Origin of the sequence: Flavobacterium sp. MFBS3-15 (assembly GCF_026107645.2) — a bacterium.
GTDB lineage: Bacteria > Bacteroidota > Bacteroidia > Flavobacteriales > Flavobacteriaceae > Flavobacterium.
Map to the genome: position 1 here is coordinate 1 of NZ_JAPCHV010000010.1, position 17629 is coordinate 17629.

Sequence of the window (17629 nt, forward strand, 5' to 3'; positions counted from 1 at the left end):
TCAGCTCCTCTAAACTTGGAGGAAGTAGAAAATTTTGCTTGGGATTGTAATCTTTAAAGATTACTTTTGATTTATTATACACACCGCAAGTTAACAAACTTGCAGAATATAGGGAGCCCGAGGGCTCCCTTATTTGTTTAAAAAATTAGAGCTGCCTCACTTTTGAGACAGCCCCTTTGTGTGAATAATTCAGACTGAAACTTATCGCATCAGCGAAAAGTGCCCTTTTATCTCCGGTGTTGCATCGTCAATCTTTACCACATACCAGTAATCAGTTGCAGGCATTGGCGCCCCGTTAAAAGTGCCATCCCAGCTGCGGTTCCTCCTGTTAAGCTGTGTGATCAGCTTGCCGTAACGGTCAAAAATATCCACCGATGCATTCGGGAACGTATACATCCCGGCCAGGGTAAACACATCATTGATGTTATCACCATTAGGGGTAAAGAATTTAGGGATCAGGTAGACTGCGAAATTATAAAAATCCTCACCACAGCCGTTTCGTGACTTTGCCGAAGCTGTGTGGTATCCGCTGGTCATGCCGTTAAACTGGTTAGAATCCTGGAGCGCCCCGCCATCCATAGAGAACTCATAGTTTTCAGGATCGTCGTTTTCCATAATTATTATGGCAACGTCCGTATTTACAGCCACGATCCGGATGTTCGGTGCATCTATGGTCGTTGCGGTGAACGTCCTTTCGGCGGTACATCCAAACGGGCTGGTTACCGTCACGGTATACAAACCCGGCTCATCAACGTTAATGATTTTTGTAGTTTCCCCTGTAGACCATAGGTAGGTAACACCTGTAATGTCCGCATCCAGGTCGGTATCGCCATTCTCGCAAAATACAACATCCTCATCCGGCCCAACCACAGGAATATCGTGGTACGAAACAATTACAGCCTCACGTGCAGGAGAAGCGCAGCCATTGTCAACCGCTTGTGCATAAAAAGTAATGTCAGATGTAATTACAGGGCTTTGGATGCTGTTTCCTGTGCCTATGAGGTTGCCACCCACCGGAGCATCATACCATTCAATGGTTCCGGCAGACGGTGTTCCCGCCAGGGTTACTGCAACCGGGCCGCAGGCATCCGCTGTTGGCGTAACGGTAAGTGTTGGCAACGGCAGTACCAAAGCCTCTACAGCCGTACGTCCGTTTGAGGCACAACCTTCGGGGTTCACCGCTTCGGCATAATAGATAGTGGTATTGCTTAGCACGGGCGTTGTAAAGGTATCTCCTGATGCAAGTATCGACCCCCCGGTTGCCGAGGCATACCAGTTAACATTGCCTGTGTCCGATACTGCACCGATTGTTGCAGTACCCTGTGCACATATAATGCCATCAGTCGTTGATGTAATGGCAGGGAGCGGATTTACGGTTACGGTAACAGGCTGCCTTACAGCAGAGCTGCACCCTGCGTTTACCGCTTCGGCATAAAAAGTTGTAGTTGCGGTAACGAGCGGGCTTGTAAAGCTGTTGCCTGTGCCAATGGCTGTGCCTCCTGTTGCGTCGGTATACCAGTTTATTGTACCTGCCGACGGACTGGCCTGCAGTGTAACGGTCCCTTGCCCGCAAATGGCAGGAGGTACAGTCACCGTGAGCGTAGGCAGGGCACTTACCGTAATGGTTACTGCCGTTCGCGTAGCCGAAACGCAACTTCCGCTGACAGCTTCCGCATAATAAGTAGTGTTGGCTGTAATGGCAGGTGTGGTAAATGTATCGCCTGTGCCTGCAGCAGTACCTCCCGTTGCTGTAGTATACCAGTTGACCGATGCCCCTGCCGATGGTGTCGCCTGCAATGTGGCAGTGCTGCCACTGCAGGTGGTTACCGGTGTAATGGCTGTAAGGGTAGGCAGTGGTGTTACCGTAGCTTCAACAGCTGTACGCGTTGCAGAAATGCAGCCGTCGGTGCTTACAGCCTCGGCATAGTAGGTTGTGGTAGCTGTCAGGGTTGGGGTAGTGTATCCGTTTCCTGAACCTACCAGATTGCCGCCGTTAGCCGCATCATACCAATTGATGGTTGCCGGCGTTGCGATGTTTACTGACAGTGTTGCCGCCTGTCCGGTACAAACTGTTGCAGATACGCCCGAATTGATTACAGGTGCCGGATTTACGGTAACTGTTACAGGCTGCCTTGCAGCAGAAACGCATGAATTATCTTCAGCTTCGGCATAGTAGGTTGTGGTCGTTGTGAGGTTGGGTGTGGTATAGCTGTTGCCTGTAGCAATGGCCGTTCCCCCGGTTGCGGCCGTATACCAGTTTATATTTCCCGCTGATGCCGACGCTTGTAGGGTCGCAACACCCGATCCGCATAAAGCCGAAGGCGTTGTCACTGAAACTGTGGGCAGCGGGGTAGGAGTAACGACCACTTCAACCCGTGTGTCGGACGTACAGCCGCCATTGGCTACTCCCTCAGCATAATATGAGGTGCTAGCAGTAATTGGAGGTGTTGTAAAGCTTGTTTCGGAACCGATTTGTGTTCCTCCCGTTGGGGAGGTATACCATCTGACCATGCCTGAAGATGAAGTAGCCTGTAATGTTACGGTATTCCCGTAACAAACATTTACAGGCGATACTGCACTTATTGTTACCGCAGGTAATACCTGGGCCTGAACAGCTACGCGCCCGACTGTAGTGCAGCTACTGTCATAGGGAGAGGCGTAGAATTCAGTTGTACCGGTCAGATAGGGTGTTGTAAAGGTACTGCCAGTAGCTATCTCTGTGGGTCCGGTCGCGGTGGTGTACCAGTGCACTTCGGCATTGTAGCTCGCGCTGGCAGAAAGTGTTAAGGTCCCCGGGCCACAGCGTAAATCTGAGCCTGTCCCGACTATTTGTGGCATATTGATGACCGTACTGCCCGATATCTGCAAAACGGGGTCGCCCGGCATTCCGCCATATTCCGCTATATACCCCATTGGTGCATACTGTCCGGTACTGCCCACGTTAGGCAGGTCGTTCCAGGATCCCGGGATACCAACACCCGGAGCGGTAATGTGGGCATAATCCTCTTCACCGGAGTTGTTGGGCTCGCCATTGTTCCAAAAGGCAAAGTTAGGAGTGGAGCCGTTTATTCCGCCATTCCAAAAAATGGTGCCTGCTTCGGGGCCTGTCATCCAGCGCCATACGCCCTCGGTTTGCGAGTCGCTGCCGCCAATCCATCCGGTACCTGTGGCCTGCTCACCGCAAAGCTGCGCTTCTTCGGCAGAAAGCAGTGTGGCAAGATAGCCCTGCAAGCCATAATAATTGCTCGCCTGCGCGGCTGTACGTGCGGAAGTCCAGCTGATCCCGGGCTGCGATATGAAACGGTAGTAATGTCCCGTGGAGGGAAGGTAATTAGCCTCTCCCACAGTAATCGAAAAGGAACGGGAACCTGTAGGGCTACCCGCTGTACTGCTGTATTTCACATTTTGTACCGCCTGTATAAATGTGGTGTAAGGAAGTTCTATGCCCCCTACGCCACGCAATACAAGCTTGGCAGATGTGGCATTCCATGTAGTTACCACATTGGGTACCGGGGGGGTCAATACAAGCAAATCCTGGCCATTTACATAACCTGAGGATATCTGGATATAAATGGCGTCGGTCGTGGTGTCATCCGGATCGGTAATGTTGAAGGCCGTGACGATCGGCATTTGCGAACCTGGACAATATATCTGTTCGCCGGCTGCAGTAACCACTGGCGGCTGATCCTGTGCCTGAATCGTTGTTGCTGCAAAAAAAACCAGCATAAGTGAAAACGATTTCGATAAGAAGGCGTATGTATTCGGTATGGGGTATAAATTCTTCATTTTGTAAAAATAGGTAAATATGCTACCGTGTGTGGTTTGTATAGTTTTTTTGAAATATATCCCATACTACAACACCTGCGCTTACCGAAATGTTGAGGGAATGTTTAGTTCCCAGTTGCGGAATTTCTATCGATCCTGTGCATTGTTGTATCGCTTCCTGTGACACGCCCTTCACTTCATTGCCAAAAATAAGGGCATATTTCCGGCCTTCTTCAGGTTCAAAATCGTTGAGGTAAACGGCGCCTTCCACCTGCTCGACCGCCCATACATCAACACCATCTGATCGTAGTGATGCAATTACATCCAGCACATTTTTCTGGTATTCCCAGGCAACGGTTTCAGTTGCGCCCAGGGCTGTCTTATGTATCTCCTTATTGGGTGGTGTGGCCGTAATACCGCAAAGGTATATCTTCTCCACCAGGAAGGCATCGGCTGTGCGGAATACCGACCCGATATTGTGGAGACTGCGGATATCGTCCAGCACAAGTATGAGGGGTGTTTTTTCGGCAGCCTTAAAATCGGCAATGCTCATGCGCCCCAGCTCATTATTGGCCAGTTTTCTCATGTTATTTTAGAATAGATAAAAGCAAAAGTAACATAAATAAGGGATTTGGGTAAACTTTAACGTTTAATGAAACCCAAAAACGAATTCACGGCAATATCATTTGTTCTTGCAAACCAAGTGTCTTAAGTGCCCCAATTACTCACTAAACGGTTCGTCATACGTTACACTAATGATACCATCTGTTACCGTCATTTCTTCGCCATCAGCTATAAATTTACCGGAAAAAGTGGCATAAAAACAAGTGGGTCGATTGATCTTTACATACGTCTCGAGATTATCATTTATAAGATTGTACCCGCCTGTGTGGTTTGCATCAAAACGGTCAAGCATCAAAGCATCAATTACATTGTGCCCGGTTTTTTTGTAGCGCATTTTAAGGATCATGTTCTCACTTGCCGACCCGTCACGGTCAAACCATAAAGTAAGTTCGTGTCCACCGGTGCCCCAAATCATGTCGATTCCTGTGCCGGAATTGTGGTAGGTATGCAACTCTCCGTTTATTTTCATCGATATTTCGGTATCCCGGCAGGCTTCAGCCTGATCATCTTCAGAGCAGGACAATAATATTGTTGATACAAAGAACATGGACATAATCCAAAGTGTACATTTTATTTTCATAAGGGTTCTATTAGTTGGTTACTCCAAATATAAAAAATGCATTCACATTAAAGCGGCTGTTTTTGCCCAAAGTAGCTGCAAGGCATATAAAGCAGATTTTTTTTTGGATTTTAAGCCAAACGTTATCAGAATATTATATTTTTAATGTAATTTTTTTTCATCAAAGGCTTGCGAAATTGGATTTATGTGCTACCTTTGCATCCGCAATGATGAAGTAATCAAAGCGTTTGAAATAATGCGAAAATAGCTCAGTTGGTAGAGCGCCACCTTGCCAAGGTGGAGGTCGCGGGTTCGAATCCCGTTTTTCGCTCAATTTTTTAAGCTCGAGTGGTGGAATCGGTAGACACGCTGGACTTAAAATCCAGTGGGCAGCAATGCCCGTGTGGGTTCAAGTCCCACCTTGAGTACTCAGTACAAGGCTCCAACAAAATGTTGGGGCTTTTTTTATGATTTTTCTAAGCCAAAATCATGTGGACTTCGTCAACATAACGGTCAATATCTACTACACTTTTCTTCAACTGTTCAAGGAAGAATTTGGCACTATCTGCTATATTGCTATTTGGGTGACTGTAGAGGTTGTTTAGAATTTCGAATCCCACAGAGGGATTACGCTTGTATTTAAGCATTATCCATCCCCATACTTTATGCTCAAGGTTATAAAAAAGTGAATCATGCTCTGCATCGCGATTAATCAGTAATTCATGATAACAGCCGGATAATATTTTATCATAATAAATAACTGTATTTTTATATGTGCCGGTCATATTGATAATGGTCCTGATTGCTAATTGCCCATTTGGCGAAAATTCAAGATAATCTTCGCCGTCCTTCCCGTTTCGCTTTGCGCCATTAGGATACAACCAGGATCCGCGATCGCAGATCAGGGAGCCATCTTCGTTATATAAATACGTACCGTCAGACTTTAGCTGGCCGTTTTTATACCATTCCGTTCCGCTTACATAATTGCCGTTATCAAAAAAGCCGTCGCTTTGTAGCGGCCCGCATTTATAGTAAGATATCGATCTACCGTGCGCATTGCCCTTCTCAAATTCTGTATAGCATATTCCGTCTTCATCAAGCAGAGTCCCTGTAAACAGTACGCCTTTATAAAGCAAATAAATGTAAGGATCATAGATGTTCTCTTCAAAATCCTTTTCATTGAATTGAATAACCGGTTCTTTCATTATTGCAGTATAATTTCCCTAAAAATGAACATAAAAAAGCCCCCGCAATGCGGAGGCTTCCTGATACTATAATCTTACAGATCTTAGTGAGCAGCTGGAGCAGCAGTCTCAGTAGTTGTAGTTGTAGTAGTTGAATCTTTAACTGTAGTTGAATCTGCAGGAGTCTCAGCTGGAGTTTCAGCAGGAGTTGTAGTTTCAGTTGTAGTTTCAGTTTCTGTTGCAGTTTCTTCAGTTTTAGTTTCTTTGCAAGAAACAAGAGACATCATAGCAACTAGAGCAGCGCTCAATACGATTTTTTTCATCTTACTAAATTATAAAGGTTAATTATTAATTCGGAGCAAAGATATGAATTTTTTAATATCGCAATATATTTCGATAAAAATTTTTATAAGGGTGTAATGCGCTGTAAGCAAGGGTGTTGTGGTTGTTATTTTAAGATTCTTACCCCTTTTTAAGACATACCCCGTCAGGAAATCCCTGACATGCTCCCGAAATGAAATAGCATATCCGGCACTGTTTTATTTTTTTCGTTTATTCTTTTTTCCGTCCACAATCTTCATTTCGTCGATAAGGCGTTTACATCCTGCATATTTGTCGATGATGAACAGTACATAGCGCATGTCTACCATGATGTTCCTGCATATAGACGGGTCGTAGTAAATGTCGCTCATGGTGCCTTCCCATACGCGGTCAAAGTTAAGCCCTATCAGGTTACCTCTGGCATCTATGGCAGGGCTGCCTGAGTTGCCTCCTGTAGTGTGGTTTGTACCGATGAAACATACAGGCATCTTGCCATTCTCTCCATACGGGCCGTAGTCTTTTTTATTATACAGGTCAATAAGCTTTGCAGGCACGTCAAACTCATAATCGCCCGGAATGTATTTTTCTATAACACCGTCCAGGTAGGTTACCGGCTCGTAATAAGTAGCATCCCTTGGCTCATAGCCATTGACTTTGCCGTAGGTCACGCGCAGGGTACTGTTGGCATCAGGAAAAATCCTCGCATCTTTCGGGCTCAGTTCAAGTATGCCTTTCATGTAGGTACGTTGCAGCGACGCTATCTTTAGGTTGATCTCATCGTATTTCGGGGCAACCTTTGTGGAGTATGCATCGGCCATGGCCTTTATGAGTTGATAACCTCTGTCGGCATTAAGCTTGGCGATAACCGTTTTGGCATCGCCTTCAAGTAATTCCTTCACACCATTGAGCGAGGTAAGCTTAGAAGTACTGTAAACCGAAGCCGTAAGCGCCTTATAATCGGCCCCGATAACCTCCTGCGGCAGGAATTGTTTTGGCGATTTGGTGCCATACAGCGCGATCAGCTGCTCAAACACTTTTTCATCCACATCCTTATTAAAGTCCTTGAATACACCTTCCAGTGCGGCAATAGTATTGGCTTTCCTGTCGGTGAATGACTGCTCACCGCGCGCATTATACACCTGCTCCAGTTGATAGAGGCGGTAGCCGGTGGTCAAAAGTTCGGTGTTGCGCAGGGCCACTTCCATAAAATAGTCGCGCGCAAGGGAGTAGGGTTCTATTTCCTTGTAGTTCTTTTCAAATTCAGTGAATAAATTTCCGTATTCGCCCTGTTTTCCGGCTTTGGCTGCTTTTGCCAGAAAATCTTTTTCAAACTTCTTCTTAATGGCAACCGCGTTCGATTTCTTAAGCCCCTGTGATTCGCCGATCCATTTTTTCCAGTAGTTGGCAATGCTGGCATACTTTGCCGCATACTGTATTTTAATAGCGTTATCCTTGCGCATGAAGCCGTCGGCAACCTTCAGCGCAGCATCCCTTACCTCAATTTTGGCAGGGTTAAGAACGTTCACGATCTGTTCTACCGCTACTGCAGGCAGGTATTCGGTAGTACGGCCCGGATAGCCGAATACCATGGTAAAATCGTTCTCCCTAATCCCGCCTATCGACACAGGGAAGAAGTGTTTTGGCGTGTAGGGTATATTATCTTTGGAGTATTCCGCAGGCTTGTTGTCTTTGCTTGCATAAATGCGGAACAGCGAAAAATCACCGGTATGCCTTGGCCATACCCAGTTGTCAGTATCCGACCCGAATTTACCGATAGATGACGGCGGGGCGCCCACAAGTCGCACATCTTTATAGGTTTCGGTTACAAAAAGCATGTACTGGTTGCCTTCGTAAAACGTACGGATGCTGTTTTCCTGCCACGATTCTTTGGGCAGCGATCTGGTAAGCGATGCAATGTTGTCCTGTATCTTTTTCTGCCTTTCTTTTTCAGAAGTGATAGACTGTGTGCCTTCCAGCACCTTATTGGTTACATCCTCAATACGGATGATAAAGGTAGCTTCCATGTCTGGATTTGGCAGTTCCTCTTCCAGCGTCATCGCCCAAAAACCATCGGTCAGGTAATCGTGGTCGATGGTGGAGTGTGCCTGTATCTCACCAAAGCCACAGTGGTGGTTGGTAAGCAGCAGGCCCTTCGATGAAATGACCTCCGAGGTACACCCGCCATTAAAGTGCGGCACAGCATCCTTGAGGCTGGAATGGTTTACTGAATAAATGTCTTCAGCCGTCATTTTCATGCCCAGGCTCTTCATTTCCTTTTCGTTCATCCCTTTCAGCAGGGAAGGTATCCACATGCCGCCTTGCTGCGCATAAGCAGGAAGGACTAGCAGGAGTACCAGTAAGCGTAATAGTTTCATAGTCTGTTTCGTTTGTGCCGCAAGTTAATAATTATTGCCGACAACCATTCCAAAGCCCGTTGCAAAAACGAATATTACCCCATTGCTGCCGTATGTTTTTTTTCTATCGACGAATTATCATGCGGTAAAAATCTTACATTTCGTCGCATTATCTTTGACCCGGTTTTCTGAATTAACCCATATTTATTACATCTTACAAATTATTAAGACTATGAAAAACAAAAAAATATTTTTAGTAAGTACACTTGCCATGCTAACCCTATCATTGTACAGTTGTAAAGGCGATAAAATCCCTACGGAAGGAGCTGGGACTGAAACTGCCGAAACCGAAACTGCCGCACCGGAAGAGAAACCTTTGGTGTTTGCTGAATTTACAGAGCTTGACCTAAGCCCTGAGGGAATGCCGGTAACCATTAAAGCCCCAAAAGATGCCAAGGTCATTAAGGGTTCCATAGAAGGGGAAGTGTACGTATATGGCGGGAAAAGATTCAAGCTTTCTGTGAAGCAAATGTCGGGTACTGCCGAAAGCACGGTAGCTACCATGAAAGAATTGCAGGCAGATAAAGACCTGAACCCAAGTTTCGATAAACTTGTAGAAGATCAGCCGGCCTATTATCTTAAAGCCAGTACAGATGGTACTCTTTCATTTATCTATGCAATTACTACGGGTGATGAAAGCAGTATCCTTGTGCAGGAGGGTATGCCGCACGACCAGTCGCCGGACCAGTTTACCGACTACAGTAACGACGATGTTAAACTGATGCTGGAGGCCGCAAAAACGCTAAAAGCAAAATAATTTAAGTTACAGGTTTTGACTTAGAAGCAGCTTTCGGGCTGCTTTTGTTATTTATATAAATGCTTTATATCAATCACAAATGCCTGTTCACGTCAATAAAGGATAATAATAAACAATCAATCGGTCAAATACACATCTGACAAAGGATATTCTTTATGTTTTGCATAAAGTTTTTTAGAATATCGCAATTCGCTGCCTGCCAGAATTAATTTAGAAACCATTAACATTTGAATTTATATTTTTGTAGTTAAACCTTTTTTCAACACCATGAAACTTCTTATAGTAGAAGACGAGCCGCAATTACTCTCCCTTATCCGTAAAGGCCTTTCTGAGCAGAACCACGACGTGAGCGCCGCGCTCGACGGGTCTACTGCACTGCAGCTTTTGCAGGATAACAGGTTTGACGTGGTGGTGCTGGACGTGATGCTGCCTGACATTAACGGTATCGAAATATGCCGCCGCCTGCGTGCTGCAGGTAATTTTGTGCCAATACTGATGCTCACGGCGCTTGACAGCAGCGAAAACATAGTATCGGGGCTCAATTCGGGTGCGGATGATTATATGGCAAAGCCTTTTAAATTTACCGAACTGGAGGCCCGTATAAATGCGCTCGCCAGGAGGGCAGGACAATCGCAAAAGCCGGCCGAGCGCATAAAGGTAGAAGACCTTGAAATTGACCTGAGTACAAAAAAAGTGACGCGTGCGGGTGATGCCATACAGCTTACCGCTAAAGAATTCCTGCTCTTGTACTATCTTGCAAAGAATTCAGGTATCATCCTTTCGCGCGAAAAGATACTCGATAATGTATGGAACATCAATTTCGATATGAATACCAATGTAGTAGATGTTTATATCAATTACCTTCGTAAAAAGATAGACAAGCCGTATGCCCAAAAACTCATCCATACCCTAAAAGGGTTGGGCTATACCCTAAAGCCATAGTATGCAGATACGGAAAAAGATTACTATAACCTATGTTGCCTTATCGGTCTTCAGCACGCTCCTGCTGTGCATCGTGATGTTTTTTCTTTTCCGCCAGAACAATAGCTACTATTTCCTGAAAAGGCTGCAGGACCGTGCCAGGGTCGTAGCCTCCATACACTATCAGCATGATCCTGTAAAGGCAGAGTATTTTCGCGAGTTCAAAGCCAACGGGCTGGAGGAAATGATTAATGAAAAGGATTATGTACTGCGCGTCAACGGTTCCACATCGTTTGAATATAATACAGACCTGCACCTTTCCCCCGATTTTTACAAAGCAGTGATGCGGGATGGCTCAGGATGGGAGCAGGACGGGCAGCAATACTATTACGCCCAGATATTCAACGAGGGACGCAACCAATATATGGTTATTGTCACCGCACGCGACAGGCGGGGCAATACATCAAGCCTTTACCTTATCCGGATTATGGTCTTTGGCGGGCTGGCATTCGTTATACTGGCTTACTTTTTGGGGCGGATATTGGCAAAAAGGGTTATCAATCCTGTTGCAAGGATTACCCGCGAAGTAAACCATATAAGCGCATCAAACCTGCACAACCGCCTGCCGCTTACAAATATTGAAGATTCTGATGAAATAGCTGATCTTACCCGTACCTTCAACGATATGCTCGACAGGCTGGAAACATCATTCGAAATACAGGCTAACTTTATTAATAATGCCTCGCATGAACTCAAGACGCCAATAGCCACCATTATGGCCGAGAGTGAGATAGCGCTGCTTAAGGAGCGTACGCCTGAAGAGTACAGCGCATCGTTGGAAAGCATTGGCAGGCAGGCCGCACGCCTTTCCAGCCTTACCGAAAGCCTGCTCAAGCTAACCCAAACCGGATATGACGGCCAGAAGCAAGTGCAGGATGTGGCGCGCATAGACGAACTCCTGATGGATGTGAAATGCGATCTCGACAGGCTGTATCCCAATAACAGGATCAGCATTATCCTGGGTGCAATGCCGGAAGACGAGTCGCTGCTGATACTGCCGTGCAATAAGCCTTTGCTGGAACTTGCCATTGGCAATATCATAGCCAACGGTGTGAAATATTCGGATAACAGCGAGGTATTCGTGGCCCTTACGATTGAATCCAAAACCATAAAAGTATCCATTACCGATATAGGGATAGGAATCCCCCCGGAAGATATACCTTATTTATATGAGCCTTTTTTCCGTGGGAAGAAAGCATCCCGCTATACCGGCTACGGACTGGGCCTCCCATTGGCCATGAAAATCATACGAATGCATAACGGAGACCTCCAGGTACAGTCGCAACCCGACAAAGGCACTGTTGTGACCATAACCTTCAATGTATCCAACATTAAAAATCCTAATGCAAAATCTTAGTATTTTCTAATGTTATTTTAAATCCCTGCTAATTTTGGGGTTGTTGCTTTGCTGTATAAACTTAAAAAGCTTTATACTATGAAAAGCATCCTTATACCTACCGTACTGGAAAATGACACGCTGCAGGCCATAGAAACAGCAATTAGCCATGCCAGGGGGAAAAGCGCCAGCATTGTACTGCTCACACTTACTGAAACGCCGGATGCCTTATCTGCTGCTGAGTTTTTAAGGAAAACGAGAAAACCACTTACTGCAGCACAGTCGGAACTATTGGAAGAATGCAGCCTCAGGGTAGCGGCGTCGGCCAACTGCACACTCGAAGTACGCAATCAATACGGAATTACAGCATCATTGCTGCGCAACCTGCTGGACTTTTTAGCAACCGATATGGTTATCCTTTCCCAATCGTATAAGGCCGATAAGAAAAAAATTAATTCTTACTTCTGTAAGCTGATAAGCACCTGCAAAAAACCTATCCTGCACCTGGGGAGTGAGAATGCCTGTCCCGAATTCAATAAAGCGCTTTACATAGAGCGTAACAATACCCGAATAGGGCTACAGGAACTGCAACAGTTAGTCAATGTACAGTTTGATTTCAGGATTGTAAGCCAGGCAAGCGTTGCCGAAGAGCAAAATCCCGAAGGCTTTGCCCCTCTTGTTAACGAAGCTATAGCTAAAAATGGCATAGACCTGCTTATCGAGACCCGCAAGCCAAAAGCTGTCCAGCGCGCGCCATTGGTAAGTGATGGCTACGGGCTGCCTGTGCTGTCCATACACGAGGAAGCGGCACGGGTATAATATCTAATAATAAAATGAAACGATTATGCTGTTGAAGAAAAGAATACCGATGAAATACGTTTTGGGCAAGATACGCATTGAGCTCTCACTTGTGGTAGCCTATACCATATTATTTGAAGTGATACATCACTTTTACCATGCTGTCTCTATAAACATACCTATTGCGGTACCTACCATTTTGGGTACTATCATATCACTTTTGCTGGCATTCAAGTCTAACCAGGCGTATGACCGCTGGTGGGAGGCCAGGATCGTATGGGGCGGCATAGTAAACGATTCCCGCACATTGCTGCGCCAGGTAATTGCATTTTACAAGGATCCCGATTTTTCGACCGAAGCGCACGACTTTAAGGAACGTTTTGCCAAAAGGCAGTCGGCCTGGTGTTATGCGCTGGCACAGTCCCTTCGGGGCAAGGATCCGTACAAGCCATTGTCAGGACTTCTCAACGATAAAGAAATGCGATTCGTAAAGAACCACAGGCATGTACCCAATGCCCTATTGATACTTCACGCTAAAGAACTTAAAAAGGCGAAGGAGGAAGGGAAAATGAATACCTACCAACAGGTGGAGATAGACAATACGCTGACCAGGCTGTGCGATCATATGGGTAAGTGTGAGCGTATAAAAAACACCATATTCCCAACAACATACAGCATGTATATCCGCTTTACGCTTTGCTTGTTTGTACTCCTGCTTCCTTTCGGGCTTACCGATTACCTTGGCTGGATGCAGATACCTGTAATTGCTACCATTGGTGCAGCGTGCTTCCTTATCGAGAAAATGGCAATACACCTGCAGGATCCATTTGAAAGCAGGCCAACCGATACGCCGATGATAACCATATCGACGAATATTGAAAAGAACCTCATGCAGATGGTATACGAATACCGGGATGAGTTTGATGACGAGGCAATGCCACAGATAACACGCCATATAGAGCCTGTGAAGAATGCCTACTTTGTTTTGTAGCTTTGTTTTATTACCCCGATAGGGCCCTGCTGTAATGGCGGGGCTCTTCTTTTTTATGGTAAAATTGGTATATTCACGCCATTAATTCTATAGCCTATGTTTGCCGGGATTATATGCCATATGAAAAAATTCATCAGCCTTACTGAAGCTGAAGAGGAATTGCTGGTGTCATACCTGACGGTAAAGCAGGTTAAAAAAAAGGAGCATTTACTGAGGCAGGGAGAAGTGTGCCGTGAAAATTATTTCATATTGGAAGGCTGTTTCCGGCTGTACCTCATTACCTCCAAAGGGGCTGAGCAGGTGATACAGTTTGGCATCGAAAACTGGTGGATAACAGAATACCACAGCTACAAGAGCGGGCTTCCTTCGGGCTTTTACCTACAGGCTATAGAGAGTGCCACGGTAGTGGCACTCGACCGCAATGTGCAGGAAGAGCTTTTTAAAAAGCTGCCACAACTCGAAAAATACTTTCGCCTGGTTTTGGAAAAGGCCTACTCTGCACAGCTGATGCGTATTCACTACATATTCAATCTTACAGGCGAAGAACAATACCGTATGATGGTAGATAAGTATCCTGAATTTGTACAAAGGGTTCCGCAATACATGCTGGCCTCGTTTTTAGGGATTACACCGGAGTTTTTGAGCATGCTGCGGGCGAAAAAATAACATCTCCCAGCTAATTTACTTTCTTAAACTACTTTAAGTTTTTTGCCATTGCTATGGCGGAACTTTGTCCTGTAATTATAAATCAACATAATCATGGACAAAAGAATGAACCTTTTCGCAGTAGTACCCGACGGCTATAAAATGATGCTGGAGTTTGAAAAATATGTTACCGCAACATCAGTAGCCAAAACCCACAAGGAACTGATAAAGATACGCGCATCGCAAATAAACGGCTGTGCTTTCTGCCTTGACATGCATACTAAGGATGCCCGCAAGAATGGCGAAACCGAGCAGCGCATCTATACACTGAGTGCCTGGAGGGATACACCTTTTTTTACTGAAGAGGAGCAGGTCATCCTGGCCCTTACCGAAGAAGTGACCCAAATTTCAAACCACGTTTCCGACAGCACTTACAACCGTGCGGTTGCAGTTTTAGGTGAGAAATATGTAGCCGAAGTGATTGTAGCAATACTTGCCATTAACTCCTGGAACAGAATTGCGATAACTACAGGAATGCAGCCCGCTTAACAAATTATTTAAACAGAGTGATTACCCGCTTCGGTTTTAGGACATGAGCGGGTAATTATTTTACCAACATCCTCTTTATTTCATTCAGCTTCATTAATGCCTCAACCGGGGTAAGCGTATTGATGTCGATATTCATGATCTCTTCCTTGATCTCTTCCAGTAATGGGTCGTCAAGGTTAAAGAAGCTCAGCTGCAGTTCATCTTTGGCTGCCGCCTTAACGTTGCCCAGGGCTTCGCCGGAATGGTTTTTCTCCAGTTTTTTGAGCATCTTCTGGGCTTTTTGTATTACCGTTTGCGGCATTCCGGCCATTTTTGCCACGTGGATACCAAAACTGTGTGCCGAACCGCCTTTTACCAGCTTACGGATAAACAGCACCGTATCCTTCAGTTCCTTTACCGATACATTGTAATTCTGTATCCTGTCAAAAATATCCTGCATCTCGTTAAGCTCGTGGTAGTGCGTCGCAAAAAGCGTTTTGGGCTGTGCCGGGTGCTCGTGCAGGAATTCAGCAATGGCCCACGCAATGGAAATGCCATCGTAAGTGCTTGTGCCACGCCCTATCTCGTCGAGCAATATCAGGCTGCGGTCGGAAATGTTGTTAAGGATGCTTGCCGTCTCGTTCATCTCTACCATGAAGGTCGATTCGCCCATCGAGATGTTGTCCGATGCGCCCACACGGGTGAATATCTTGTCCACCACGCCCATGCGCACGCTTTCGGCGGGTACAAAACTGCCCATTTGCGCCAGCAGGACAATTAGTGCCGTTTGACGTAATATAGCCGACTTACCCGACATGTTAGGTCCCGTGATCATGATAATCTGCTGCTGTGCCCTGTCGAGGAATACATCGTTGGTAATGTACGGTGTGCCTACCGGCAGCTGCTTTTCGATGACCGGGTGGCGGCCTTCTTTAATGTCAAGCTCAAAGCTGTCTTCAATTTCCGGGCAAACATATTTGTTGTCGATGGCAAGCTGCGCGAACGAAGCCAGGCAGTCCACCTGCGCGATCAGGCTGGCATTGAGCTGTACGGGCTTGATGTAGGTCGCGATCCACACTACCAACTGTTCGAACAATTGCGATTCAAGCTGGTGTATCTTTTCCTCAGCGCCAAGTATCTTGGTTTCATACTCTTTCAGCTCTTCGGTAATGTAGCGCTCGGCATTCACCAGTGTCTGTTTGCGAATCCATTCAGCTGGCACTTTGTCTTTGTGGGTATTGCGTACCTCAATGTAATACCCAAAAACATTGTTGAAGGAAATTTTTAGCGATGATATCCCTGTGAGTTCCGACTCTCGTTTTTCAATTCCTTCCAGGAATTCTTTTCCTGAATAGGCAATGGCCCGCAGTTCGTCGAGTTCAGGGTGTACGCCTTTGGCTATTGCGTTGCCTTTGCTTATGGCAACCGGTGCTTCGGGGTGCAGTGTGATTTTTATTTTTTCGCGCAGCAATTCGCAGGCATGCAGGCTGTCGCCAATGGCTTTCAGCGCCTCATTGTTGCTTTCCAGTGCCAGGGTTTTTACCGGCACGATGGCATCCAGTGAGTCTTTCAGGTAGACCACCTCACGCGGCGATACTTTTCCTGTTGCTATTTTTGATATCAGCCTTTCCAGGTCGGAGATCTGCCTGACCTGCTGCTGTATTTTTTGGAGTGTATTTTTGTTTTCTTTAAGGTAGGCGACCACTTCATGGCGTGCACGTATCTTGTTGGCGTCCTTCAGCGGGAGTGCCAACCAGCGTTTCAGCAGGCGGCTTCCCATGGGAGAAAGGGTTTTGTCGATCACGTCGAGCAGGGTGACGGCATTCACGTTCGGGCTTTGGTACAGTTCGAGGTTGCGAATAGTAAAGCGGTCCATCCATACATAGGCATCTTCAGCAATGCGTTGTATGTTCGTAATGTGCTGCACTCTGTTATGCTGTGTTTCGGAAAGGTAAAACAGCACTGCGCCCGAGGCTATGATACCTTCCTGCAATTCCTCCACACCAAAGCCTTTCAGCGAATTGGTGCCAAAATGTGTGGTCAGGCTTTCAAAGGCATAATCTTCTTTGTACACCCAGTCCTCAAGATAAAACGTATGGTAATCGTCGCCAAAAGTATCGCGGAAGTTGGTCTTTTCATTTTTCGGAACCAGCACCTCGCTGGGGCTGAAATTTTGCAGCAGCTTGTCAATATATTCCTCATTGCCCTGCGCCGTAAGAAATTCGCCGGTAGACACATCCAGGAATGAGACTCCCATGCTTTTTCGCCCAAAATATACCGACGCCAGGAAGTTATTCGATTTGGAATGCAGCACCTCGTCGTTCATCGAAACACCTGGAGTCACCAGTTCGGTTACACCCCGCTTTACGATGGTCTTGGTCATTTTCGGGTCTTCCAGCTGGTCGCATATCGCTACGCGAAGCCCGGCTTTTACCAGCTTCGGAAGATAAGTATTCAAAGAGTGGTGCGGAAAACCTGCGAGCGCTGTTTCGGTCTCACTGCCGTTACCGCGCTTGGTTAATGTGATGCCCAAAATTCGGGCAGCACGTACGGCATCCTCACCAAAGGTCTCATAAAAGTCACCCACACGGAACAGCAAACAGGCATCGGGGTACTTGGCTTTAATAGCATTGTACTGCTTCATCAACGGGGTTTCCTTTGCGGGTTTTTCTTTTGCGGCTGCCAATGTAAAGGGTATGGTTTGATTAAGAGGCGAATTTACTCAA

The 17629-nt window shown here is 46.2% G+C and carries 14 protein-coding genes and 2 tRNA genes; 9 read left to right on the forward strand and 7 right to left on the reverse strand.

What is annotated here, in order from left to right; all coding sequences use genetic code 11:
* Window positions 1–201: 201 nt before the first annotated feature.
* The 3 genes from OGH69_RS10050 to OGH69_RS10060 form a co-directional block, all read right to left on the reverse strand.
* Entirely contained in the window at window positions 202–3786 is a 3585-nt protein-coding gene (locus tag OGH69_RS10050) for an Ig-like domain-containing protein (protein ID WP_265174337.1), read from the reverse strand.
* A gap of 22 nt (window positions 3787–3808) precedes the next feature.
* Entirely contained in the window at window positions 3809–4351 is a 543-nt protein-coding gene (locus OGH69_RS10055; RefSeq protein WP_265174338.1) for an RNA methyltransferase, read from the reverse strand.
* Window positions 4352–4486: 135 nt separating this feature from the next.
* On the reverse strand, window positions 4487–4942 hold the full coding sequence (locus tag OGH69_RS10060; RefSeq protein WP_265174339.1) for a hypothetical protein: 456 nt from the start codon (window positions 4940–4942) through the stop codon (window positions 4487–4489).
* A 264-nt stretch (window positions 4943–5206) separates the two neighbouring features.
* Here OGH69_RS10060 and OGH69_RS10065 point away from each other — a divergent pair.
* Together OGH69_RS10065 and OGH69_RS10070 are read left to right on the forward strand one after the other, a co-directional pair.
* A tRNA-Gly gene (locus OGH69_RS10065) sits at window positions 5207–5279 on the forward strand.
* 11 nt (window positions 5280–5290) lie between these two features.
* Window positions 5291–5376: transfer RNA gene (locus tag OGH69_RS10070), tRNA-Leu, on the forward strand.
* 48 nt (window positions 5377–5424) lie between these two features.
* Here OGH69_RS10070 and OGH69_RS10075 read toward each other — a convergent pair.
* From OGH69_RS10075 to OGH69_RS10085, 3 genes are all read right to left on the reverse strand, one after another.
* A complete protein-coding gene (locus OGH69_RS10075; RefSeq protein ID WP_265174340.1) occupies window positions 5425–6153 on the reverse strand; it encodes a toxin-antitoxin system YwqK family antitoxin in 729 nt (242 codons plus the stop codon).
* Window positions 6154–6236: 83 nt separating this feature from the next.
* On the reverse strand, window positions 6237–6455 hold the full coding sequence (locus OGH69_RS10080) for a hypothetical protein (protein WP_265174341.1): 219 nt from the start codon (window positions 6453–6455) through the stop codon (window positions 6237–6239).
* Between the two features lie 216 nt (window positions 6456–6671).
* Window positions 6672–8828 (reverse strand): S46 family peptidase, encoded by a 2157-nt coding sequence (locus OGH69_RS10085; protein WP_265174342.1) that lies wholly within the window; start codon window positions 8826–8828, stop codon window positions 6672–6674.
* 211 nt (window positions 8829–9039) lie between these two features.
* On the opposite strand from OGH69_RS10085, the gene OGH69_RS10090 reads away from it, so the two are divergent.
* The 7 genes from OGH69_RS10090 (at window position 9040) to OGH69_RS10120 (ending at window position 14924) form a co-directional block, all read left to right on the forward strand.
* A complete protein-coding gene (locus OGH69_RS10090) occupies window positions 9040–9624 on the forward strand; it encodes a hypothetical protein (RefSeq protein ID WP_265174343.1) in 585 nt (194 codons plus the stop codon).
* 267 nt (window positions 9625–9891) lie between these two features.
* Window positions 9892–10566 carry a response regulator transcription factor gene (locus tag OGH69_RS10095; protein ID WP_265174344.1) on the forward strand — a complete coding sequence of 225 codons (675 nt, stop codon included), beginning with the start codon at window positions 9892–9894 and terminating at the stop codon, window positions 10564–10566.
* Between the two features lies 1 nt (window position 10567).
* Complete coding sequence (locus tag OGH69_RS10100) at window positions 10568–11962, forward strand: sensor histidine kinase (protein ID WP_265174345.1); 1395 nt, start codon at window positions 10568–10570, stop codon at window positions 11960–11962.
* Between the two features lie 78 nt (window positions 11963–12040).
* Complete coding sequence (locus OGH69_RS10105; protein WP_265174346.1) at window positions 12041–12760, forward strand: adenine nucleotide alpha hydrolase family protein; 720 nt, start codon at window positions 12041–12043, stop codon at window positions 12758–12760.
* A 49-nt stretch (window positions 12761–12809) separates the two neighbouring features.
* Window positions 12810–13730, forward strand: a complete 921-nt coding sequence (locus OGH69_RS10110; RefSeq protein ID WP_265174347.1) for a bestrophin family protein — start codon at window positions 12810–12812, stop codon at window positions 13728–13730.
* A gap of 120 nt (window positions 13731–13850) precedes the next feature.
* Window positions 13851–14396 carry a Crp/Fnr family transcriptional regulator gene (locus OGH69_RS10115; RefSeq protein WP_265174348.1) on the forward strand — a complete coding sequence of 182 codons (546 nt, stop codon included), beginning with the start codon at window positions 13851–13853 and terminating at the stop codon, window positions 14394–14396.
* 93 nt (window positions 14397–14489) lie between these two features.
* Window positions 14490–14924: a carboxymuconolactone decarboxylase family protein gene (locus tag OGH69_RS10120; RefSeq protein WP_265174349.1), complete on the forward strand. Its 435-nt coding sequence runs from the start codon at window positions 14490–14492 to the stop codon at window positions 14922–14924.
* A gap of 55 nt (window positions 14925–14979) precedes the next feature.
* Here OGH69_RS10120 and mutS read toward each other — a convergent pair whose 3' ends face one another.
* Complete coding sequence (mutS, locus tag OGH69_RS10125) at window positions 14980–17547, reverse strand: DNA mismatch repair protein MutS (RefSeq protein ID WP_265174483.1); 2568 nt, start codon at window positions 17545–17547, stop codon at window positions 14980–14982.
* Window positions 17548–17629 lie beyond the last annotated feature (82 nt).

Bases quoted from the DNA above. Each gene is read 5' to 3' on its own strand.
- OGH69_RS10090 (WP_265174343.1), top strand. From the start codon at position 9,040: ATGAAAAACAAAAAAATATTTTTAGTAAGTACACTTGCCATGCTAACC.
- OGH69_RS10120 (WP_265174349.1), top strand. From the start codon at position 14,490: ATGGACAAAAGAATGAACCTTTTCGCAGTAGTACCCGACGGCTATAAA.
- OGH69_RS10080 (WP_265174341.1), bottom strand. From the start codon at position 6,455: ATGAAAAAAATCGTATTGAGCGCTGCTCTAGTTGCTATGATGTCTCTT.
- OGH69_RS10060 (WP_265174339.1), bottom strand. From the start codon at position 4,942: ATGTCCATGTTCTTTGTATCAACAATATTATTGTCCTGCTCTGAAGAT.
- OGH69_RS10085 (WP_265174342.1), bottom strand. From the start codon at position 8,828: ATGAAACTATTACGCTTACTGGTACTCCTGCTAGTCCTTCCTGCTTAT.
- OGH69_RS10115 (WP_265174348.1), top strand. From the start codon at position 13,851: ATGAAAAAATTCATCAGCCTTACTGAAGCTGAAGAGGAATTGCTGGTG.
- OGH69_RS10105 (WP_265174346.1), top strand. From the start codon at position 12,041: ATGAAAAGCATCCTTATACCTACCGTACTGGAAAATGACACGCTGCAG.
- mutS (WP_265174483.1), bottom strand. From the start codon at position 17,547: ATGAAGCAGTACAATGCTATTAAAGCCAAGTACCCCGATGCCTGTTTG.
- OGH69_RS10100 (WP_265174345.1), top strand. From the start codon at position 10,568: ATGCAGATACGGAAAAAGATTACTATAACCTATGTTGCCTTATCGGTC.
- OGH69_RS10095 (WP_265174344.1), top strand. From the start codon at position 9,892: ATGAAACTTCTTATAGTAGAAGACGAGCCGCAATTACTCTCCCTTATC.
- OGH69_RS10075 (WP_265174340.1), bottom strand. From the start codon at position 6,153: ATGAAAGAACCGGTTATTCAATTCAATGAAAAGGATTTTGAAGAGAAC.
- OGH69_RS10050 (WP_265174337.1), bottom strand. From the start codon at position 3,786: ATGAAGAATTTATACCCCATACCGAATACATACGCCTTCTTATCGAAA.
- OGH69_RS10110 (WP_265174347.1), top strand. From the start codon at position 12,810: ATGAAATACGTTTTGGGCAAGATACGCATTGAGCTCTCACTTGTGGTA.
- OGH69_RS10055 (WP_265174338.1), bottom strand. From the start codon at position 4,351: ATGAGAAAACTGGCCAATAATGAGCTGGGGCGCATGAGCATTGCCGAT.